The organism is Variovorax sp. UMC13 (genome assembly GCF_014170375.1).
GTDB lineage: Bacteria > Pseudomonadota > Gammaproteobacteria > Burkholderiales > Burkholderiaceae_C > Variovorax.
In genome coordinates, this window is the sequence record NZ_LZZW01000024.1 from 212,804 (window position 1) to 231,334 (window position 18,531).

Below are 18,531 nucleotides of genomic sequence, written 5' to 3' on the forward strand. Positions count from 1 at the left end.
ACGGGCCTCAAGCCCATGCTTGCCGCCAATGAGAAGCGGCTCACAAAAGCGTTTTCCTGATATTCATATCCGAAAAAATTCTATTGAAAGAAAATTTTCGCGGACACAAATAATTCGAAAGATTTATTTCTCTTGTTGATCCGATAGCGGATGTCGCGGGCTTTTCCATAGGCTCGGGATTTTCAGCGAGTGAATCATGATGGGCTTGGCACCAAGGAATAGATCAAGCAACGGAAGCGCAATGCGGTGGCTCAGCGACGCTGTCTGTCCGTGCGGAGCGGGAGGCGATTTCATTCCGGAAAGCATCGATTTCGCCCCACCCCCGATGGCACACCGCTCGCTCACCCTGCTCCTGGGATTGGCACTTGGCACGCTCATCACCTTCACCGCCCTGCCCGCGGCCGCGCAGGCCCCCGCCGCCGACTACCCCACGCAGGGGGTCACGCTCCTGGTGCCCTTCCCCACCGGCGGCATCACCGACAGCATCGCGCGCCTGGTCGCGCAGGAACTGGGCACGGCCTGGGGCAAGCCCGTGGTGGTCGACAACCGTGCGGGCGCCAGCGGCACCATCGGCGCCACGGCCGTGGCCCGCGCCCCCAAGGACGGCCACACGGCCCTCTTCACCATCACCACCCACGTGCAGATGCCGGCACTGCGGCGTAGCCTGCCCTACGACGCCGTGAAGGATTTCGCGGCGGTCTCGCAGATCGGCATGTCGACCTCGGCCCTGGTCGTAACACCCGACTTCCCCGCCACCACGCTGCAGGAATTCGTCACGGTGCTCAAGGCCGAACCCGGCAAGCACGCCTACGGCTCGACCGGCGTCGCGACCACCTCGCACATTTATGGCGAGCTGTTCAAGAAGGAAGCCGGCGTCGACATGCCGCATGCCCCCTACAAGGGTGCGGCACCGATGGTGACGGACCTGCTCGGCGGCCACATCCGCGTCGCGGTGCTCGACACCGGCACCGCGCTGCCCTACCTGCAAAGCGGCAAGCTGCGCGCGCTCGCAGCCCTCGGCACGCGCCGCTCCGATGCCCTGCCCCAGGTGCCCACCTTCCAGCAGGCCGGCTACGCAGGTTTCGAGCCCTACGCCTGGATCGGCCTGTTCCTGCCCGCCGGCACACCGCAGGCCCGCATCGACAAGATGTCGACCACGGTGGCCGCGATCATTGCCAGGCCCGAAGTGCAGAAGAAGATGCGGGAGATGAACATCGAGCCGGTGGGGAGCACGGCGGCGGAGTTCTCGGTGGTGCTGCGCGAGGATGCGCAGACCTGGAAGCAGGTGATCGAGAGGACAGGGATTCGGCTGGAGGATTGACACTCGGCCGGGCGCAGCCGAAGGTATGGCATTTCCCCAAGGCGGGACCTTGCGTTCCATGCGCCCCTGAAGCAACCGCTGTCGCGTTCGTCGCGTGTTTGGCCGGCACGCGCAGGGTTTAAACAGTTGTTCGCCGCCAGGTCCACCTGCGCCCCATCGCCTCCGCAAGCGCAATGGCCAGCCCGGTCATCAGCGCCGCCAGCTGCACCGTGTCGTCGCGGCGCCCCAGTGTCTCGGCGGCCAGCTCGCCGCCGGCCGCGCCGAGCGCACCCGACGCGCAAGCCGCACTGCTGCCGGTGCTCGCGGCTCCACCGCACAGCCAGCCGTCACATGGGCCAGCTTGCTGCCGAGGGCATCGGGCTTCAGATCGCCGATTCGCTGGCCAGTCGCGCCGCCATGGTGTTCAGGAAGGCGCTCGTCAAGCCCGTCGCCAGGTTGGCTTCCAGGCTGCTGCCTTCGAGGCGGTCTTGAGCAACTGCAGCCGCCCCGGCTTTCACGTTCTGCGCGCCCCAGTTTGTCAAAGACCTTGCCCAGGTCGCCGCCATTGTTCATGAACGAAACCGTGACTTGTCCGGCCAGCACGGCGATGCCACCTTGCAACGCGCCAAGGAGGATAGTGCCCGCCCCTTGCGACAGGCCGAGTTGCTTGCCTGCGCTCAGGCGCAGCGTCTCGCCCGCTTCGGGCTTCGCTGAACGACCGCTGAGGTCGCTCTCGGCCCCTGACGCGGAGATCGTGGTGCCGGTCTCGCTGCTCTCCAGCGTGTGGCCCTCGCTGTGCCGTCGCGGCGTTCAGGAATGCGGTCAAGCCCCGCATTTCTGCCAAGTCGGCAGCGTGCTCCCCGCAGCCGCCTGTGGATCGATGCGCCTGAAGTTCTCGGCTGTGCAGTTGGGCTCACAGCGCGGTGAGCCGAGCGTTCCCCATTCTCCCTGGCCACTCCCGCGTTTCACGCACGCCGTCAGCCCCCGATCGGCTGCACAGGCCCCTACGGGCGGCTACCAAGCCTTACCAGGAAGCGTGATCTCAACTGCAACGCCGATATCCACGTCTAACGAAAACCACTGCATACCGGATCCTAGGTTGACCAATTCCACGCTGCTGCGAGGAATCCAATCCATCGCATCTGGAGCTATTCCGTCCGGGTAGGTAGTGCCATGGGATAACCGAAGCCGAAAGGCGATAAAAGGCTCTATGCACCCTGGCAGCCCCTGCTTCCGTGCTTCCTTGTACTTCAGTTCCCAACTAGTACCGGGGTGGTCAATTCTCTCAACCTGCTAAATAACACTCCCCTAGGAATCTAGGCGAAAGACGTTTCTATTTCCATCCTGCACCTCTACCCTCTTCGAGTTATTTTTAAAGAAAAAACAAATAACACAACCGCCATCCGGCATTTTTAGACGCCTGGACTGGCAGTCCTTGAAATCTTCGATTGCCATTTAAAGACTTCACATTTCCAAACAAAGAAACAGATCATCCATCGAAAGCATTTCATCGGCCAAGCCTAAGGAGCTTCAGGCAGGCGGTCAAAATCCACTTATTCTCCAGCGCATACTTTGATTTCATACAGCCAATAAAAATCCGCTTCCGTCAGATCATTTTTTCTTTTCATAAAAGTCCACAAAACTAGTCAATACGCAATACTCTCGCTGCTTCCGCAACATACTTATTGCATGATGAGAATCACCAGCGTCAACAGAAATACGCACTTCCAACTCCTGGTTATCAAACGATTGAAGCTCTTCTATGAGATTTCGTATCGTTTTCCCCTTAAACACCCAAGCCGGCTCTTTTTGATCCATTTTCCACTCCCAATGGCCAATTCAACTGCTAGATCAGCACCGAAATATTCAGCACTCAAATTCAAAACCTTTAAACCGCCCCCCAGCATCGCCATTGCAGTCGCCACATCGCGGGCGGAATATTTTTTCAAATACTTTCTCGATACCCATCAAACTCCCAGGCAAGACGGTTGTTTATTTCCCCTGCAACCTCAACCCAAGAATCTCCTTCAATCTCGCTCAAATAATTTTCAATGAAAAGAATGATCGCCTCAAAAAAATAGTCGACCACAATTAAGGTCGGGCGACTCCCCCACGAAATTGAATCAAAATCAATGTTGCGAGATCGATTTGTCCATAACCATTTCAAAGAACATACCTCGAGTTGAAAAATATCCATGCCCACACTGTCTTCGGGCCCAATTTCCAATTCAAACAAGACACGAAAGGCCGCATCATCTGGAACATAACTCGTTAAATCAACATTGCTCGATATTATCGATTTCAATATCGGCTTCATTATTTCCCCTTTATGCCATGGTGGTGAGCAGGCTCTTCACGCTCGCGCTGTTGCCGAGTTCGTCGAAGACCTTGCCCAAGTCGCCGCCGTTGTTCATGAACGAGACCGTGGCCTGCCCGACCAGGGTCGTGATGCCGCCCTGCAAGGCCCCGGCGAGGATCGTTGTCGCGCCCTGGGACAGGCCCAGCGTGCCGGCCAGACCCGTCCCGGCCGTGGCCGCGGTGGTGCCGGTGGCGGCCGTGCCCGCAGTGCCCGCCGCCGCCGTGCCAGCGCCTGCGGTGGCGACTGCAACCACCAGAGCATGATCAGCGCCGAACTCACCGGCCTCAGGGCTGGTCTGGCCGCACTGCCACTTGTCGTGCGCTTCCCATCAACGTTGGCGTTGTTTTCGATTCTTCGCTAATCACGAGCTTTTTTCTGGCTCCGCCATGCGTCGCGCTTCGACTAAGAGCGCATTGACCTGCGCGATCTGTTCGCGGATGAGCTTCTGTTCGTAGAGCCGTCGCCGAACGTGGTAGCTGCCGAAGCTGGAAACGAATCCGCCGACGACCACACCCTGGTGCTGATCTGCGTCTCAGAAGTGCGTCAATCTGCAAGCTGGTAACTACCGTCTGGCATCTGCCACGCAACACCGGCGGGGCAAATATCCAGAAACCACCAAACATTCATGCCGAAGCCTTCATAGGCAGCTTCAAAGCCGGGCTTGGTGCATCGCTTGTCCGCGTCTTCCTCGCTCGCTGGAAAAGCTAATCGAAACATCTCGACTTGGTCGTCGATCTCGGTTGAAAGAAAGACGCCATTCTTGTGTAGCTTGATGCGGCCTTCGCGAAGGAGGCTCTCAAGAATCCATAAAAAGGCATCGCGTCGCCGGTCGAATTCCGGACCGTCATACCGCAACTGCGTCCAGACTCCCATCAGGCTTTGAGTCTCTGCGTTCCCAACGATTTCGTCATAACGATCCTGGATAATTATTGGAGTCATTTGAACTTCAACTCAAAATTTGTTCCCGGTTTCTTACCTGCAGCACTCTCCAGAGCACCAACGTCTTTCATATCTACCGTCCATCTTCCAACCCCGCTGCTGGAGATGCTGCGCACATTGATCGTCGTACCATCACTGAGCTTCACTGTCCATACACCTTGATCAACGGCCTTGAACGGCTGTCCGGCAGCTAGTTCTCTTGCATAGGTAAAGACCTGCCGCTCAAGCTCCACCGCCGACATACTCGTTGTATCGAACACCTTGGTCGTGCCATTCAAATTACCCTCCATAGTCGCGATATAGCTCTTGCCGCTGATGGTCACGCTACTGGCGCTGGTCTGCCGGCTGAAGAGTTGCGCCAATTCTCCAATACGTTCTTCTTGTTGCAACAGAACTTTCTGCTGGACCACAACCTTCAGCGCTGATGTCAAGGCCTCCACCGCCGGCTCTCCCACCTTGCGCACCATCCCTCCCGCAATCGGCACCAAGCCGACTGCTGCCCAGATGCGACTGGCCTCTTCGCCAGTGAGACTGCTTTGACCGGTGATCAGCTGGAGTACTGATTCGCCCGAGCCATAGACGGGAACAAGCTCCAGCAACGTCTGCGCCAATCGTGTCGCCTGCTCCGGTGTGATGACACCGCGCTTCGCCACTTCCGCAAGATCGGCAGCACGCTCCACCGCAGCCGCCTGTTGATCGATGCGCCTGAAATCCTCGGCTGTGCAGTTGGGCTCACACAGCGCAGTGAGCCGAGCGTTCTCCTTGGCCACCACTTCACGCACACCGGCAAACGGCGAGTGGCTCAGGTAGTTGTTTGCCGCCGCATTCCCCCCCGCCGTCGCCGCCAGGTTCACTTGCCCCGCATCGCCGCCCGCGAGCGCAACGGCCAGCCCGGCCATCAGCGCCGACACCTGCACCGTGTCTTCGCGCCGCCCCAGGGTCTCGGCGGCCAGCTCGCCAACGGCCGCACCGAGCGCACCCGACGCGCAACCCGCGCTGCTGCCGGCGCTCGCGGCCCCCACCGCACAGCCGGCCATCGCATGGGCCATCTTGTTGACGAAGGCATCGAGCTCCAGGCCCCCGATCTCGTTGGCCAGTTGTGCCGCCACGGTGCTCAGGAACGCACTCTTCAACCCCGCCGCCAGGTTGTCTTCCAGGCTGCCGCCTTCGAGGGCGGTCTTGATCAATGCCGACGCAGCACCGGCTTTCACGTTCTGCGTGAGCTGGTCCATGAATAGCTGCTTCCCACCGTTCACGGTGGGGAAGCCATTCGGGTCCATGTTCAGCCCGGCCAGGGCACCGCCCGTGGCCATGGCGGTGAGCAGGCTCTTCACGCTCGCGCTGCTGCCGAGTTCGTCGAAGACCTTGCCCAGGTCGCCGCCGTTGTTCATGAACGAGACCGTGGCCTGCCCGACCAGGGTCGTGATGCCGCCTTGCAAGGCCCCGGCGAGGATCGTTGTCGCGCCCTGGGACAGGCCCAGCGTGCCGGCCAGACCCGTCCCGGCCGTGGCCGCGGTGGTGCCGGTGGCGGCCGTGCCCGCAGTGCCTGCCGCCGCCGTGCCAGCGCCTGCGGTGGCGACTGCGACCACCAGCATGATCAGCGCCGAGCTCACCGGCCCCAGTCCCGTCTGCCGGTACTGCCACTTGTCGTGCGCCTCCTGCACGCGCTGCCAGTCCACCTTGCCCGCCAGCGCCGGATCGTTGACGAGTTGGTCGACCCAGCCCATGCCGGGTTGCCGCGCCAAGGAGGCAGGAGTGTCCTTGCCGCCGATCTGCACCTCGACGCCCCCCTTCGCATCGACCGTCAGCTTCCCCACGTTGAACCGGCTGTACTCCGTGGTCTCGTCCACATGGCCCTTGCCCGAGGCCGACACCCAGGCCGCGTCGCCCTTGGCTTCCTGGTAGCTCGCGCTGTCGGTGCTGTGCTGGGCCTGGAAGACCAGCTTGCCGCTGGCCTGGATGTCCAGCGTGTCGGCCTTGACGTCGGCCGCGCCCAGCACGGTGTTCTCGCCGCTTTGCAGCTCGATGTGCCGCGCCGACAGTTCGGTGCGCGCCAGCGTCACCTGCTGGCTGCTCGCGTCCAGGCTGTAGTGCTCCAGGCCGCTCTTGGTGGCGTGTCGGGTCTCGGCGCTGCGCTGGTTTTCTCCGGCGACCAGGGTGAGTCGCTTGCCCGCGCTCAGGCGCAGGATGTCGCCCGCTTCGAGCGTCGCCGCACGGCCGCTGAGGTCGCCCTCGGCACGCAGCCGCGCGTCGCCCGCCGCGGAGATCGTGGTGCCGGTCTCGGTGCTCTCCAGCGTGTGGCGGCTCATCTTGCCGTTCCAGCGGATGTCTTCCTCGCGGCCCGTGGTCACGGTGCCGAGGTCGATGCGGCCCTGCGCATGCACGCGCATGTCGCCCGCGCTGCGCACCTGCGCGCCCGCGAAGTTGGCGTCGCGGCCCACATCGGCTTCGAGCAGGCCGCCTTCGCCGGTGACGTAGAGGCCCGCGACACGGTCGATGGCGACCGCGCCGAGCTTCACGCCGCGCGGGTCACCGGCAGCACCGGTGCTGCTGGTGGCGCCGCGCGTGGTGGTGGCCACGTTGAGGTCGCGGCCCACGTCGAGCTTGAGGTGGCTCACCGCATCGATGGTGCCGCCGATGTTGTTGAGGTCGTTGCGGGTGGTGATGCCCACGTCGTGGCCGGTGATGCGTCCGCCCAGGTTGTTCAGGTTGTCGGCATTCAGGCGCACCGTGTGGCGGCCGGCCACGGTGCCGGCGCTGTTGGTGAGGTCGCCGCTGAGCTGGACGTCCACGCTCGCACCCGAGAGCAGTGCACCGCTGCCGTCGATGTCGCCAGGCCTCACGCGCACGTAGACCTGCGGCACCAGCACGCGCTGGCTGCTGCCGTCGGGCAGGATCACGGTCTGTTCGACCAGCCAGACGATGTCGCTGGTGAGCTGCGCCATCTGCGCCGCGCTCAGCGCGATGCCGGGGCGCAGGCCGTACTGCTGGGCGAAGGTGGCGCCGGCGTTCATCAGGGCGGTGTACTGCGCCTCGTCGTCGCCGAAGCCTTCGAGATAACGGTAGCCGGTGAGCTGCGCGATCTGCTCGCGGATCAGTTTCTGCTCGTAGAAGCCGTCGCCCAGGCGCTTGAGGGTGCTGTTCGGGTCCAGGCCCAGGGCGTTGAACAGGTAGTCGCTGCTCAGCCATTGGCGATAGCCCGCGAAGCGCGGATCGGTCTCGACCAGGTAGCGGCCGTCGTTGCCCGTGCGGAACAGACTCGCGGTGGGCAGGCCCAGCGGCGGCGTGCCGGTGCGGACCGACACGGGTTTGCCGCCTGATGCACCCGGCGCCTGCGGCACCTCGACGATCGGCGCGGTGCGGGTGTTGGCGTTCACGCTGCCACCGCCGGTGGCGCCCTGGGCGGCCGCACCGGTGGCGACGGGTCCGGGCAGCTCGCCCTCGCCGTTCACCGCGGTGAAGCCTTTCTGGCGCGCCGCCGCCAGGGTCACGGTGCCCGGCTCCGACAGGTTGTAGGCGGCCTTGTCGTAGAGGCGCTCGTCGCTGTCGAAGGTATGCGTTTTGATGTAGCTGTGGACGGTGGTCCCGGTGCGCGTCGTCGGCGCATCGACCTCCTGGCCGATGTCCTTGACGGTGCCGCCGGTCACCTTCAATTCGCCGCCGGCCAGGATCTGGCTCATCTCGTTGCGGCCCTGCCCCACGTCGATGTGCATCGCACCGCCCGCCAGGATCTTGCCCGGCGCCGAACTCCGGAGCACCGGGGTCTGCGTCTGCAGGTCGTAGTCCCAGGCGTCGTAGGTGTTGTAGATGCGTCCGGGCTTGCCGAGGCTGCCGGTCATGGTGCGCACGAACTTTTCCGTGGCCTCGTCGAGCTGCCGGTGGGCCTAGCGATAGGCCTGCCACTGGTCGTACTCGGCCTGGGTCACGGGGTGGTCGAAGGGCTGCAGCACGTCCACCATGCCGCCGGGATCGCCCACCTGGACGACGATGCCTGCCTGCCCGACGATGATGTTCGGATCGATCCGCGCCGGATGGCCAGCAGGCAACTCGACCGCCGGCGGCGTCACGCCGAAGTCGGCCCAGATGGGGTCGCCGATGCCGTACCACGCGCCCGGTTGCTTGACGGTCTCGCAGTAGTCGCTGTCGCCGCCAAAGCATTGGACATAGCTCGCGTCGGCGCTGTTTTGCGGGCTCTTTGCGTAGTAGGGCCTGAACTTCGCCAGCGGGTAGTCCGGCGAGGTCAGCAGCAGCCGGTAGTCGGGGTTGTCGCCCGGCACATAGGGGCTGGGCGCCGCGATGGTGGTGAAGGCGCTGTTGGCGATGCCCGTGTAGCCGCCGAGGATGAACAGCACGTCTTCGGCCTTCCAGCGCTGCGCGCTGCCCGGCACCGCGTACTCGACCACGTGGGTGCGGGGGCCCTGTTCCATCGTCCAGGTCACGCCGCCGTTGGTGTTGTGGAGTTGCGTCGCGCCGATGTCGACCCGGCCCAGGGCCTCGATGGTGGCGGCGTGGTTGCTCAGTTCGCCGGTCCGGCCGGTGGCGTGGCGATCGGCGTCGAGCGCACCACCGATCGCGAGGTCGCCGGCGCTGAAGATCAGCGCGCCGTTGCGGTTCTCGATGCGGCCCGCACCGATGTCCAGCCGCTGGCGTGCCGAAATGCTGCCGCCATGCTTGCCGATGTTCTCCAGCCGCCCCGCCGCGGTGACGACCAGGCCCCCGACCCCCGCGCCGATGTGGCCCGCGTTGCGCACGCCCAGCCCGGCCTCGGTGCCGATCAATGTGATCTTGCCCGCGTACATGCCGCCCAGCGCCGCCACGTCGAGCGCGAAGCTCGGGGTGGGGCCCGTGGGCGCGACCGGCGCCTGCGCACTGCCGTCCACCGTGACCTGGTTGGCGCCGGCCACGACCTTCAGCTCGTTGGCCCAGACCCCCGCATTGAGCTGCACCGCCCGTGCCAGGATGGCCGCGTAGTCGGTCTTGCTGGCGTCCAGGCCCGTGCCCTCGATGTTCACCGTGCCGCCGCGCACCAGGAAGCTGTCGAGCCCGCCGTGGGCGTTGAACTGCGGCGTGCCGGTGGTCAGCGTCGCGCGGCTCGCGTTGAGGAAGCCGCCGCCGTTGACCTGGATGCCCGCCGGGTTGGCGATGATCACTTCGGCGCGCTGGCCCGCGACTTCGACATATCCGCGCAGCTGGCTCGGATTGGCGCTGTTCACCTCGTTGAGGATCACGCGCGCGCCCCCGCCCGCGAGCCAGGGGTTGCCCTGCACCCAGCCGCCCAATTGGGTCTGGGCGTTGGTGCGGCTGATGTTGAGGATCACGCCCTTGGCGTTGACGTCGAACTGGGAATAGGTGTTGCGCGAGACGCCCGCGGCGCTGGGCGTCTGGATGTTGACCAGGGGCACGCCGTTGGGGGCCGCGAGCAGGGTCGGGCGCTGGCGCCCGGGGGCGCCAGGGTCGGCCACGATCTGGGCATGCAGCGGCGCGCTCATCAGGGCCGCGGCCAGCGCCCCCACGCTCACCGCCGCGGAGGTCGCGCCGCTGGCGCCCTTGCCCGTGCTGCGCGCGCTCTCCTGCACCACCATGCGCAGGCCGCGCGCGGCGTTGAAGACAATGCGATGCAAACGCTTGTTCATTTTTTTCTCTCTCCCTGGCAAACACATCGGCCGTCGCGCGACGCTTTCCACACGTCGGCGACTGCCGCTTGAAGCGACGCGCCCGTGGTGACACACGAAGCGCGACGCCGATCGAATCCGCCATCCCCTGCGGAAGCGCGGTCGATGCGAGGGGATTTTCAGCGCAGCCCGCGCGGCTTCACATGAACAACTGCCGAAATGACCGATCGACCCTGGTGTTCACGGCAGAAGCACCGCATTTAGCGGAAGTAGTGCACACCCGACATGACGCCGAGGCTGGCCATATGTGGCGTCATGCCGACACCTTGCGACGCATGCCTTGCGTCGCGTGGCGTCACCGGACTGCGGCTGACAGGCTTCTGAAAGCTTCCTTCAAGCAGTATCGGCAGCTCCTCCTCCAACAATCAGAGACACGACATATGTTCGAGAACGCACCCGGCGTGGGTGAAGCCACGCACCCTTCCCGCAGAACCCTGCTCCAGATGGCCGGCGCCCTGGGCCTGGGCGGCGTGCTGCCCGCGGCTTCGCTGGCGCAGCCGGCGTGGCCCAGCAAGTCGATCCGCTTCGTCGTGCCCTTCGCGCCCGGCGGCAGTTCGGAGATCGTGGCGCGCTCGACCGCGGCCGAGCTGTCGAACACCCTGGGCCAGAGCGTGTTCGTCGACAACAAGCCCGGCGCGGCGGGCAACATCGCGATGTCGGAAGTGGCGCGCAGCGAAGACCAGCACACGATCATCCTGGGCCACATCGGCACGCTGGCCGTCAACCCCTACATCTTCGACAAGCTGCCCTACGACGCCAACAAGGACTTCAAGCCGGTGAGCCTGCTGGCCAAGGTGCCCAGCCTTTACGTGGTGCACCCCGACGTGCCGGCGAAGAACCTGACCGAGTTCATCGCCTATGCGAAGAAGAATCCGGGCAAGCTCAGCTACGGCTCGGCCGGCAACGGCAGCGCGGGCCACCTGGCCTTCGAATACCTGAAGATCACTTCGGGCGTGTTCATGCTGCACGTGCCCTACCGCGGCACCGGCCCCATGCTGACCGACCTGCTCTCGGGCCGGCTCGAGGCCTCGGCCATCGGCGCGGCCGCGATCATCCCCTTCATCAAGGCCGGCAAGGTGCGCTGCATCGCCACCGGCTCGGCCAAGCGCCTGCCCCAGTTGCCCGACGTGCCGACCGTGGCCGAGCAGGGCTTCCCCGGCTTCGAGATGACGCAGTGGTACGGCATGCTGGCCCCGGCCAACATGCCGGCCGCCCACATCGCCAAGCTGTCGCAGGAAACGATGAAGGCGACCAAGACCTCGGCCGTGATCGAGCGGCTGCGCGGCGACGCGGCCGAATCCGTGGGCGACAAGCCCGAGGAGTTCGCCAAGTTCATCGCCATCGAGCAAGAACGCTGGAAAAAGGTGATCGCGCGCGCGAACATCAAGCCCGACTGAAGTCGTCGCGGCGCGCGCTATCGCTTCGGTGGGCCCTTCTTCGCCATGTGGCGCCGGGGCTTCATCGGGCGCGGCCCGCCGCAGCGCAGAAAAGTCTCGTCGGTGCGCAACAGGGACGCCGCCTCCAGGCGGTCCAGCGCATCGAGGCGTTCGCTGGCCCGCGAGCTCTTGCGCGGCGCGCCTGACTTTTCGGGCGTCTTCACGGGCTTCATCGGACTTCCGGCCCGGCCCTCAACCCTTCGCGGGGCGCGTACCGGCGGCGGCGAAGAGCTTGACCATCTCGCGGTCGAAGGCCGGCAGGTCGTCGGGCTTGCGGCTGGTGACCAGCTGGGGCGCCACCACCACTTCCAGGTCACGCCACTCGGCGCCCGCGTTCTCGAGGTCGACGCGCAGCGAAGGCCAGGAGGTCACCTGCCTGCCCTGCACCCCACCGGCGTCGATCAGCGTCCACGGCCCGTGGCAGATCGCGGCGATGGGCTTGCCGGCGTCCACGAAGGCCTTGACGAAGGCGATGGCGCGCTCGTCGATGCGTAGCGCGTCGGGGTTCACGACCCCGCCGGGGAGCAGCAGCGCGTCGTAGTCGGCCGGCTTGGCGTTCTTCAGCGCGACGTCGACCTCGAAGGTGTCGGCCGGGTCGTGGTGCTTCCAGCCGCGCACGCTGCCGTCCATCGGCGAGACGATGGCGGTTGCGGCACCCGCTGCGATCAATGCCTGGCGCGGGTCGGTCATCTCGACCTGTTCGAAGCCGTCGGTCACCAGGATCGCGACCTTGAGGCCGTCGAGGGACGGGTGGGGGGTGGTCGTTGCGCTCATGAAGCACCTTCCTTGTCGAGTGGAACTGAAGTGGGTTGAATCGAATGTCCAAGCCTTCAAGCTACCCCGCCACCGCGCGCGCCGTATCGGCGCAGGGGCGGCATCCGTGTCGGACGGTTCGACGGCGGGGGTGTTGCCGCAAGGCGGCCGGCGGCAGACCCGCGCGACGCGGGTTTGCAGCGTTGCGATCGCCTCCGCGGCAACGCTAGCATCGCGCCATGCGCATCCTGCTCGCGGAAGACGAACACAGCCTCGGCACCTGGCTCAGCCGCGCGCTCGAGCGCGCGGGCATCCAGGTCGAATGGGTCGACGACGGCCGGCTCGCCGACCAGGCCCTGCAGGCCCGCGACCACGATGCGGTGGTGCTCGACCTGGGCCTGCCCGGCATGGACGGCCACACCGTGCTCGAGCGGCTGCGCAAGCGCGACCAGCGCCTGCCCGCGCTGATCCTCACGGCGCGCGATTCGCTGGCCGAACGCGTGGGCTCGCTCAATGCCGGGGCCGACGACTTCCTGGCCAAGCCCTTCCAGCTGGCCGAGCTCGAGGCGCGGCTGCATGCGCTGGTGCGCCGCGCGCGCGGCATCGAGCATCCGCGGCTGGCCTGCGGACCGCTGGTGTTCGACGGCATCAGGCGGCAGTTCCAGCTCGACGGCGAGGTGCTCGCGTTGCCGCCGCGCGAGCTGTCGGTGCTGCGGGTGCTGGCCCAGCGCAGCGGCGAGCCGGTGTCGAAGCAGCAGATCCTCGACCGCGTGTTCTCCGACGAGGAAGACATTCATCCCGAAGCCGTCGAGGTAATCGTGCATCGGCTGCGCAAGCGGCTCGAAGGCAGCGCCGTGCGCATCGTCACGATGCGCGGGCTGGGCTACGCGCTGGAAGCGAGCTAGGTGCAGCCGGGCATGGGCCGCCTTCGCCACGCGCGCACCTGGTTCCAGCGCGCGAGCCTGTGGCAGCGCCTGGCGCTGATGCTGGTGCCGGCCCTGCTGATCGTCACCGCCTCCGAACTCTGGCTCACACGCCACGATGCGCTGGGCGCGGCCAACGCTGCCTACGACCGCTCGGTGCTGGGCGCGCTCAAGGCCATCGACGCCAACATCTCGACCGCCTCGGGCGGCCTGTCGGTCGAGCTGCCCTACACGATGTTCGAGTTCTTCGAGCTGACGGCGAGCGGCCGCGTGTACTTCCGCGTCGCGACCTCCGACGGCCTGGTCGAGCTGGGCAGCGCCGACCTGCCCGAGCCGCCCTTCGCGCTCGCGCCGGGCGTGCCGGCGTTCTACGACGCCGAGTACTTCGGCGAGCCGGTGCGCTTCGCGGCCTACCGCCGCGCGCTCGACCTTCCCACGGCGAAGGAAGACGGCGCCCGCAGCGTGCTGGTGCAGGTCGGCGAAAGCACCAAGTCGCGCCAGGACTTCACCGCGCGCTTCGTGCGCCGCGCCGCGCTGCGCGACTCGCTGGTGCTGGCCGCGCTGATGCTCGCCACCTCGCTCGGGCTGGTCGCGGCGCTGCGGCCGTTGCGGCGCTTCGCGCGCGAGGTGCAGGCGCGCCACCCCGAGGACCTGACGCAGATCGAGGAAGTGGCCATCCCCGCCGACATCCGGCCGCTGGTGAGCGCGGTGAACCAGCACATGGCGCGCACCAAGGCGCTGGTGACGCAGCAACGCCAGTTCCTCGACGACGCCTCGCACCAACTGCGCACCCACCTGACCACCTTGCAGATGCAGGCCGACTATGCGCAGCGCGAGGACGACCCGAAGGAACTCAAGGCCGCGCTCGAAGCCATGCGCATCGAGATCGGCCGCGTGACGCGCACCACCCAGCAGCTGCTGGCCCTGGGCCGCTCCGACACCGCCTCGCTCGAGTTCGAGACCGTCGACCTGGCCGAGTTGCTGCGCGAGGTGGCGCTGGGCCTGCTGCCGATGGCGCGCGCCCGGCACATCGACCTCGGCATCGCCCCGCTCGCGCTGCATGGCCCCGCGGTGGCCGACGCCGCCCTGCTGCGCGAGGCGCTGGGCAACCTGGTCGCGAACGCGCTGGCCTACACGCCCGAACACGGCAAGGTCACGCTCGCTGCGCGCGACGACGAGGCCGCGCGATGGCAGCTGAGCGTGGAAGACAACGGCCCCGGCATGAGCGAAGCCGAACTGGCGTCCATCGGCCAGCGCTTTCGCCGCGGCCGACGCGCGGCGCAAGGCGGCTCGGGCCTGGGCCTGGCCATCGCGGCCTCGATCGCGCAGCGGCATAGCGGCGGGCTCGCGCTGGGCATCGTGAACAAAGACGGCGGCGGGCACACAGGCTTGCGTGCCTGCATCTGGTGGCCCAAGGGCCCCATGTCGACGATGACGGCGATCGCGCCCCAGGAGCCGATGGCATGACCCCCTCGTTCATGCGCGCGCGGCGCGCCCTCGTGCTGCGCACCGGCGCCCTGCTGCTGCCCCTGCCCGCCGCGCTGCACGCGCGGCCGCAGGACCCCAGCCTCGCGCCCGCCGAATGCGTGATCCCCTCCAAGGCCGGCGGCGGCTTCGACCTGACCTGCGCGCTGGCCCGCGACGCGCTGCAGGTGGTGCGCCCCACGCGCCCGCCCCTGGTCCAGCGCTTCATGCCCGGCGGCATCGGCGCCGTGGCCTTCGACCGCATGGCCACGGGCCGCATGGGCGGGCCGGACCTGCTGGTCGCCTTCTCCAGCGGCTCGCTGCTCAACATCGCCCAGGGCCGCTTCGGCCCGCACCCGGCCAACGCGGTGCACTGGCTCGCCACCCTGGGCACCGACTACGGCGTGGTGGCCGTGCACCGCGACTCGCCCTACAAGACGCTGCAGGACGTGATGAGCGCCATCCGCCGCGACCCTTCGGGCGTGGTCTTCGGCTCGGGCGGCACCGTGGGCAGCCAGGACTGGGTCAAGTCCGCCCTGCTGGTGCGCGCCGCCGGCCGCGACCCCAAGGCCATGCGCTTCGTCTCCTTCGAAGGCGGCGGCGACGCGCTGGCCGCGCTGCAGGGCAAGCACGTCGACGTGTTCCCCGGCGATGCCGCCGAAGCACTGCAGGCCATCGCAGGCGGCGCCGCGGTACGCATCGTCGCGGTGCTGTCGGCCACCCGCCTGGGCGATGCGCTCCAGGGCGTGCCCACCGCGCGCGAGCAAGGCGTCGAGATCGTCTGGCCGACCGTGCGCGGCGTATACATCAGCGTCAACGTGCAGAAGGAGGCGGCGCGGCAATGGGCAGCTGCCTTTCAGGAGGCGCTGGCTTCACCGCAGTACGCGTCGCTAAGGGCCAAGCATCGGCTGTATCCGTTTTCGTTGACAGGGGTGGGGATGGAGGAGTTTGTGGCCAGACAACTGGCTAGCTATCGGGAGATGGCGGGGGAGTTGGGGTTGAGGCGGTGGGAGAAGTAGCGCGATTACCAGCGCCATCGATTCAAAAAAGAGGACCGTTTCCACTCCAAATCAATGGATATCCTTCACCTACAGATCCCAAGCGGCGACCGAAAATTGAGGGATCCAAATCAATCGAAAGCGATGAGATCGAGGAGGTAACCCTTGGGTGACGGGCACTTGACCCTCGGGCCCATCGCAACGGAATAGTATTTCCCCGCCTCAAGTGGAGCAGATAGACCGATCGTTAACACTCGTAGACAGCATATTAAGCAAAGGGTTACAGTGCGCGGCAACAAATGATGGAGACGCATGATCCCAATCCTTCCGGACACTGCCTGGCGCGAGTTTCGCGGCGCGTCGAAAAATAAGGGACTCAATCTCACAGTCCATCAAGCACTGATCGCGGACGCGAACGGTCAGGAGCACAAGTGCTATGTCAAGGCGGCGCCGCAGGGCAATGCAATGCCGTTCACCGAGGCCATAGCGTGGCTCGTTGCTGAGTCTCTTGAATTACCGAGACCGCGCTTCGCAGCAGTCTTGCTGCTTCCAGTGCATCGTCTTCGGTCGCACATGAAACTTGATCAGCATTGGATTGCATATACCCATACATTGGCATTCTGCTCTTCAACGGTAGAAGGCAAGCACATTCATGGTCGATGGCAATGGCTAGCGCATCTAAAAAAGACCAAAGCTTTTCGCCATCAAGATGTGCCTCGCATAGCAGCTTTTGATGCATGGGTTGAAAATCGCGATCGGCACAGTGGAAATTTCCTGCGCACACGCGAGGGGAACTACGTTCCTATCGACAACGAGTTCATCCTTTACACCCTCGTCTGGGCAGCGAATATTACGGTGGGCCACCAAAGCTTACAGGCGGAGGCACAAGGAATTCTGCAAGCCGCTGGCTATTCAAAATTCGAGATCTCAATGGTTCTCGCATCTAAACTGCATGAGGCAGCACTTAACAAAGTCGCCCCGGCGCTTCAGCATTTTATCGCTACCATGCATGCAGATCCGGCCCAAGGAGTAGCAGCAGCAAACTGGCATCCTAAAGTTCCTAGCTCAGCGAGCGCACCCGGATTGGCTGGCGAACGAACTAGGGCGCATCGTATGAGCAACATTTTTCTCTCAACTGGCAACGATCCCTTCTCACACCTTAGGACTCATTTGGCGGCGGTGCCGAAGTCGGCATTCGAGGGCGTATGGGCAACGATAGAGTTGCAGCCAGATCCCTTTGCACGCCAACGCTTCACGATCGGAGTCGCAGTAGCCGACCTTCGCGGATCTTTCGCCTTTCGGTTGCTGAGTGACCTGAGCAAGTTCGAGTGCCTTTACGGGCGCGACGACGTCACTACATTGCATGCCCTAATAGAGTCGGCCGAGCACGCGCTGTCTCGAGCGCAAAGAGAAAATCTGGCGCTCAAGGACGTGCAGTTTGAAGCAGACGCTCTATTACTTGGGGATCTATGGCCGACCGCCGGAGCCACATTGGATGCTGTTATTCACCGGCTCTACATGGACGTGATTCCATTGCTCCCACGAGAAGAACGTAAGACGAGAGACTTTTCAACACTCGATAACGGGGCTGTGCGCCGACTAGTCGACGATGAACTGAAACGGATCGCCGGACTCGATTTCGAGCGCATCGCCGTGACCCCTCAACGGGCGATGATGGATAAGTTGACGCGAGAGTCACATTGGTTAGAGTTCAACCTTGAGCCACCGGGAAAGGCCGGAAATGTCATTTCTGCAGTTTACAAGACGCCCGACCGTATCGAACTTAATTTCCTACGTGCTTCACGAGACTTAGCTACATATGCTCGGCTCCGGGAGCTCACCGAACAACTAGCTGTCTTCGTCATGACACCGACAGCTGATTCGATGCCTGCTAGTGATTTCGATCGCGTCGAGAATATTCTTGGCGAGCAAAGCTGGAACCTGGAACAACAGGGATTTTTGGTCTCGTCGCATGACTCGGCGCTCCCTCTCGCGCAGGACATTTGGGACTGGGCCGTTTTGACCACTTGATGCAGCTAACGCCACGTTCCATCGACTCTGTGCAGCGTCGTGTACTCCGCATCCCAATCCAGCGCCAACTCCTCCGCTCGCCGTAACGTCCCCCTTCCCCCTTCAAGATCCACCACCATCGCCACATCCACCCCCGCAGGCCGCGCTGGACTCTCCGCACTCCGCCCATCCGTCAACAGCCACAGCCATCGCTGTGCAGCTTCATGCTTCGCCAGCAGGATCCCGGCCTGCTGAACGCCCAGCGTCAAAGGCGTGCCCCCGCCCCCTGCAATGGGCGCCAGCCAGGCGTCGTTGAATGCGCCAGCACGTCGCGGTGGCATGCGCAGTTCGACCGTGTTGCCACCGAAGCACAGCAGGGCCACGCTGTCGCGGCGTCGGTAGGCCTCTTCCATCAGCGCCACCAGCACGCCCTTGGCGCGCGCGAGCTTGCCGTCCTTGAGCATCGAGGCGGAGCAGTCGAGCAGGAAGCAATGCAGCGCACCGCTGCGGGCCTCCTGCGGGCGGCGGCGCAGGTGTTCGGGGCGCAGCTGGGCTTCGGCGCCGCGGGCCATCAGGGTGCGGGGCCAGTCGTAGGCGGTGCTGCCCATCGGCGATGCGATGCGGCGCGACGTGTCCCGTTGTGTGCCCTGCCTCCGGTCACCCTGGCGTGCGCCAGC

15 protein-coding genes and 1 pseudogene are annotated in these 18,531 nt (G+C 65.0%); 6 read left to right on the forward strand and 10 right to left on the reverse strand.

Translation table 11 applies throughout. The features are described from left to right. The first annotated feature begins 325 nt into the window (after positions 1-325). Positions 326-1,321: a tripartite tricarboxylate transporter substrate binding protein gene (locus A9977_RS20315; protein ID WP_183026688.1), complete on the forward strand. Its 996-nt coding sequence runs from the start codon at positions 326-328 to the stop codon at positions 1,319-1,321. A gap of 362 nt (positions 1,322-1,683) precedes the next feature. Here A9977_RS20315 and A9977_RS20320 read toward each other — a convergent pair whose 3' ends face one another. The 7 genes and pseudogenes from A9977_RS20320 to A9977_RS34380 all read right to left on the reverse strand — a co-directional run. Next, positions 1,684-1,866 carry a hypothetical protein gene (locus A9977_RS20320; RefSeq protein WP_183026689.1) on the reverse strand — a complete coding sequence of 61 codons (183 nt, stop codon included), beginning with the start codon at positions 1,864-1,866 and terminating at the stop codon, positions 1,684-1,686. A 1,045-nt stretch (positions 1,867-2,911) separates the two neighbouring features. Then, a complete protein-coding gene (locus A9977_RS20325) occupies positions 2,912-3,118 on the reverse strand; it encodes a hypothetical protein (protein WP_183026690.1) in 207 nt (68 codons plus the stop codon). A gap of 127 nt (positions 3,119-3,245) precedes the next feature. After that, positions 3,246-3,617: an Imm8 family immunity protein gene (locus tag A9977_RS20330; protein WP_183026691.1), complete on the reverse strand. Its 372-nt coding sequence runs from the start codon at positions 3,615-3,617 to the stop codon at positions 3,246-3,248. Between the two features lie 10 nt (positions 3,618-3,627). Further along, positions 3,628-3,912 carry a DUF637 domain-containing protein gene (locus tag A9977_RS34655; protein ID WP_183026692.1) on the reverse strand — a complete coding sequence of 95 codons (285 nt, stop codon included), beginning with the start codon at positions 3,910-3,912 and terminating at the stop codon, positions 3,628-3,630. Positions 3,913-4,202: 290 nt separating this feature from the next. Next, positions 4,203-4,598: a DUF596 domain-containing protein gene (locus A9977_RS20340; protein ID WP_183026693.1), complete on the reverse strand. Its 396-nt coding sequence runs from the start codon at positions 4,596-4,598 to the stop codon at positions 4,203-4,205. Continuing rightward, positions 4,595-8,437 (reverse strand): DUF637 domain-containing protein, encoded by a 3,843-nt coding sequence (locus A9977_RS20345; protein WP_220811941.1) that lies wholly within the window; start codon positions 8,435-8,437, stop codon positions 4,595-4,597. The genes A9977_RS20340 and A9977_RS20345 overlap by 4 nt, the downstream gene beginning before the upstream one ends. Positions 8,438-9,034: 597 nt before the next feature. Next, a pseudogene (locus tag A9977_RS34380) lies at positions 9,035-10,231 on the reverse strand (filamentous hemagglutinin N-terminal domain-containing protein); the annotation flags it as partial. Positions 10,232-10,650: 419 nt separating this feature from the next. Here A9977_RS34380 and A9977_RS20355 point away from each other — a divergent pair. Beyond that, positions 10,651-11,667: a tripartite tricarboxylate transporter substrate binding protein gene (locus A9977_RS20355; RefSeq protein ID WP_183026696.1), complete on the forward strand. Its 1,017-nt coding sequence runs from the start codon at positions 10,651-10,653 to the stop codon at positions 11,665-11,667. A 17-nt stretch (positions 11,668-11,684) separates the two neighbouring features. Here the strand turns inward: A9977_RS20355 and A9977_RS20360 are convergent, their stop codons facing one another. Further along, entirely contained in the window at positions 11,685-11,879 is a 195-nt protein-coding gene (locus A9977_RS20360; RefSeq protein WP_183026697.1) for a hypothetical protein, read from the reverse strand. A 19-nt stretch (positions 11,880-11,898) separates the two neighbouring features. Next, positions 11,899-12,480: a type 1 glutamine amidotransferase domain-containing protein gene (locus A9977_RS20365; protein ID WP_183026698.1), complete on the reverse strand. Its 582-nt coding sequence runs from the start codon at positions 12,478-12,480 to the stop codon at positions 11,899-11,901. Between the two features lie 218 nt (positions 12,481-12,698). Between A9977_RS20365 and A9977_RS20370 the strand changes: the two genes are divergently transcribed. The 4 genes from A9977_RS20370 to A9977_RS20385 all read left to right on the forward strand — a co-directional run bounded on the left by A9977_RS20370 (position 12,699) and on the right by A9977_RS20385 (position 17,875). Next, positions 12,699-13,364 carry a response regulator gene (locus A9977_RS20370; protein ID WP_183026699.1) on the forward strand — a complete coding sequence of 222 codons (666 nt, stop codon included), beginning with the start codon at positions 12,699-12,701 and terminating at the stop codon, positions 13,362-13,364. Positions 13,365-13,376: 12 nt separating this feature from the next. Further along, a complete protein-coding gene (locus tag A9977_RS20375; RefSeq protein ID WP_183026700.1) occupies positions 13,377-14,849 on the forward strand; it encodes a sensor histidine kinase in 1,473 nt (490 codons plus the stop codon). After that, on the forward strand, positions 14,846-15,865 hold the full coding sequence (locus A9977_RS20380; protein WP_259652061.1) for a tripartite tricarboxylate transporter substrate binding protein: 1,020 nt from the start codon (positions 14,846-14,848) through the stop codon (positions 15,863-15,865). Before A9977_RS20375 ends, A9977_RS20380 begins: the two co-directional genes overlap by 4 nt. 291 nt (positions 15,866-16,156) lie before the next feature. Next, positions 16,157-17,875: a hypothetical protein gene (locus A9977_RS20385; RefSeq protein WP_183026701.1), complete on the forward strand. Its 1,719-nt coding sequence runs from the start codon at positions 16,157-16,159 to the stop codon at positions 17,873-17,875. Between the two features lie 5 nt (positions 17,876-17,880). Here A9977_RS20385 and A9977_RS20390 read toward each other — a convergent pair whose 3' ends face one another. Beyond that, positions 17,881-18,462, reverse strand: a complete 582-nt coding sequence (locus A9977_RS20390; RefSeq protein WP_183026702.1) for a VWA domain-containing protein — start codon at positions 18,460-18,462, stop codon at positions 17,881-17,883. Positions 18,463-18,531: the final 69 nt, after the last annotated feature.

Excerpts from the sequence above, each read along its gene's own strand:
- A9977_RS20315 (WP_183026688.1), top strand. The coding sequence starts at position 326 with ATGGCACACCGCTCGCTCACCCTGCTCCTGGGATTGGCACTTGGCACG.
- A9977_RS20320 (WP_183026689.1), bottom strand. The coding sequence starts at position 1,866 with ATGGCGGCGACCTGGGCAAGGTCTTTGACAAACTGGGGCGCGCAGAAC.
- A9977_RS20325 (WP_183026690.1), bottom strand. The coding sequence starts at position 3,118 with ATGGATCAAAAAGAGCCGGCTTGGGTGTTTAAGGGGAAAACGATACGA.
- A9977_RS20330 (WP_183026691.1), bottom strand. The coding sequence starts at position 3,617 with ATGAAGCCGATATTGAAATCGATAATATCGAGCAATGTTGATTTAACG.
- A9977_RS20340 (WP_183026693.1), bottom strand. The coding sequence starts at position 4,598 with ATGACTCCAATAATTATCCAGGATCGTTATGACGAAATCGTTGGGAAC.
- A9977_RS20345 (WP_220811941.1), bottom strand. The coding sequence starts at position 8,437 with ATGACCGGCAGCCTCGGCAAGCCCGGACGCATCTACAACACCTACGAC.
- A9977_RS20355 (WP_183026696.1), top strand. The coding sequence starts at position 10,651 with ATGTTCGAGAACGCACCCGGCGTGGGTGAAGCCACGCACCCTTCCCGC.
- A9977_RS20360 (WP_183026697.1), bottom strand. The coding sequence starts at position 11,879 with ATGAAGCCCGTGAAGACGCCCGAAAAGTCAGGCGCGCCGCGCAAGAGC.
- A9977_RS20365 (WP_183026698.1), bottom strand. The coding sequence starts at position 12,480 with ATGAGCGCAACGACCACCCCCCACCCGTCCCTCGACGGCCTCAAGGTC.
- A9977_RS20370 (WP_183026699.1), top strand. The coding sequence starts at position 12,699 with ATGCGCATCCTGCTCGCGGAAGACGAACACAGCCTCGGCACCTGGCTC.
- A9977_RS20375 (WP_183026700.1), top strand. The coding sequence starts at position 13,377 with ATGGGCCGCCTTCGCCACGCGCGCACCTGGTTCCAGCGCGCGAGCCTG.
- A9977_RS20380 (WP_259652061.1), top strand. The coding sequence starts at position 14,846 with ATGACCCCCTCGTTCATGCGCGCGCGGCGCGCCCTCGTGCTGCGCACC.
- A9977_RS20385 (WP_183026701.1), top strand. The coding sequence starts at position 16,157 with ATGATCCCAATCCTTCCGGACACTGCCTGGCGCGAGTTTCGCGGCGCG.
- A9977_RS20390 (WP_183026702.1), bottom strand. The coding sequence starts at position 18,462 with ATGGGCAGCACCGCCTACGACTGGCCCCGCACCCTGATGGCCCGCGGC.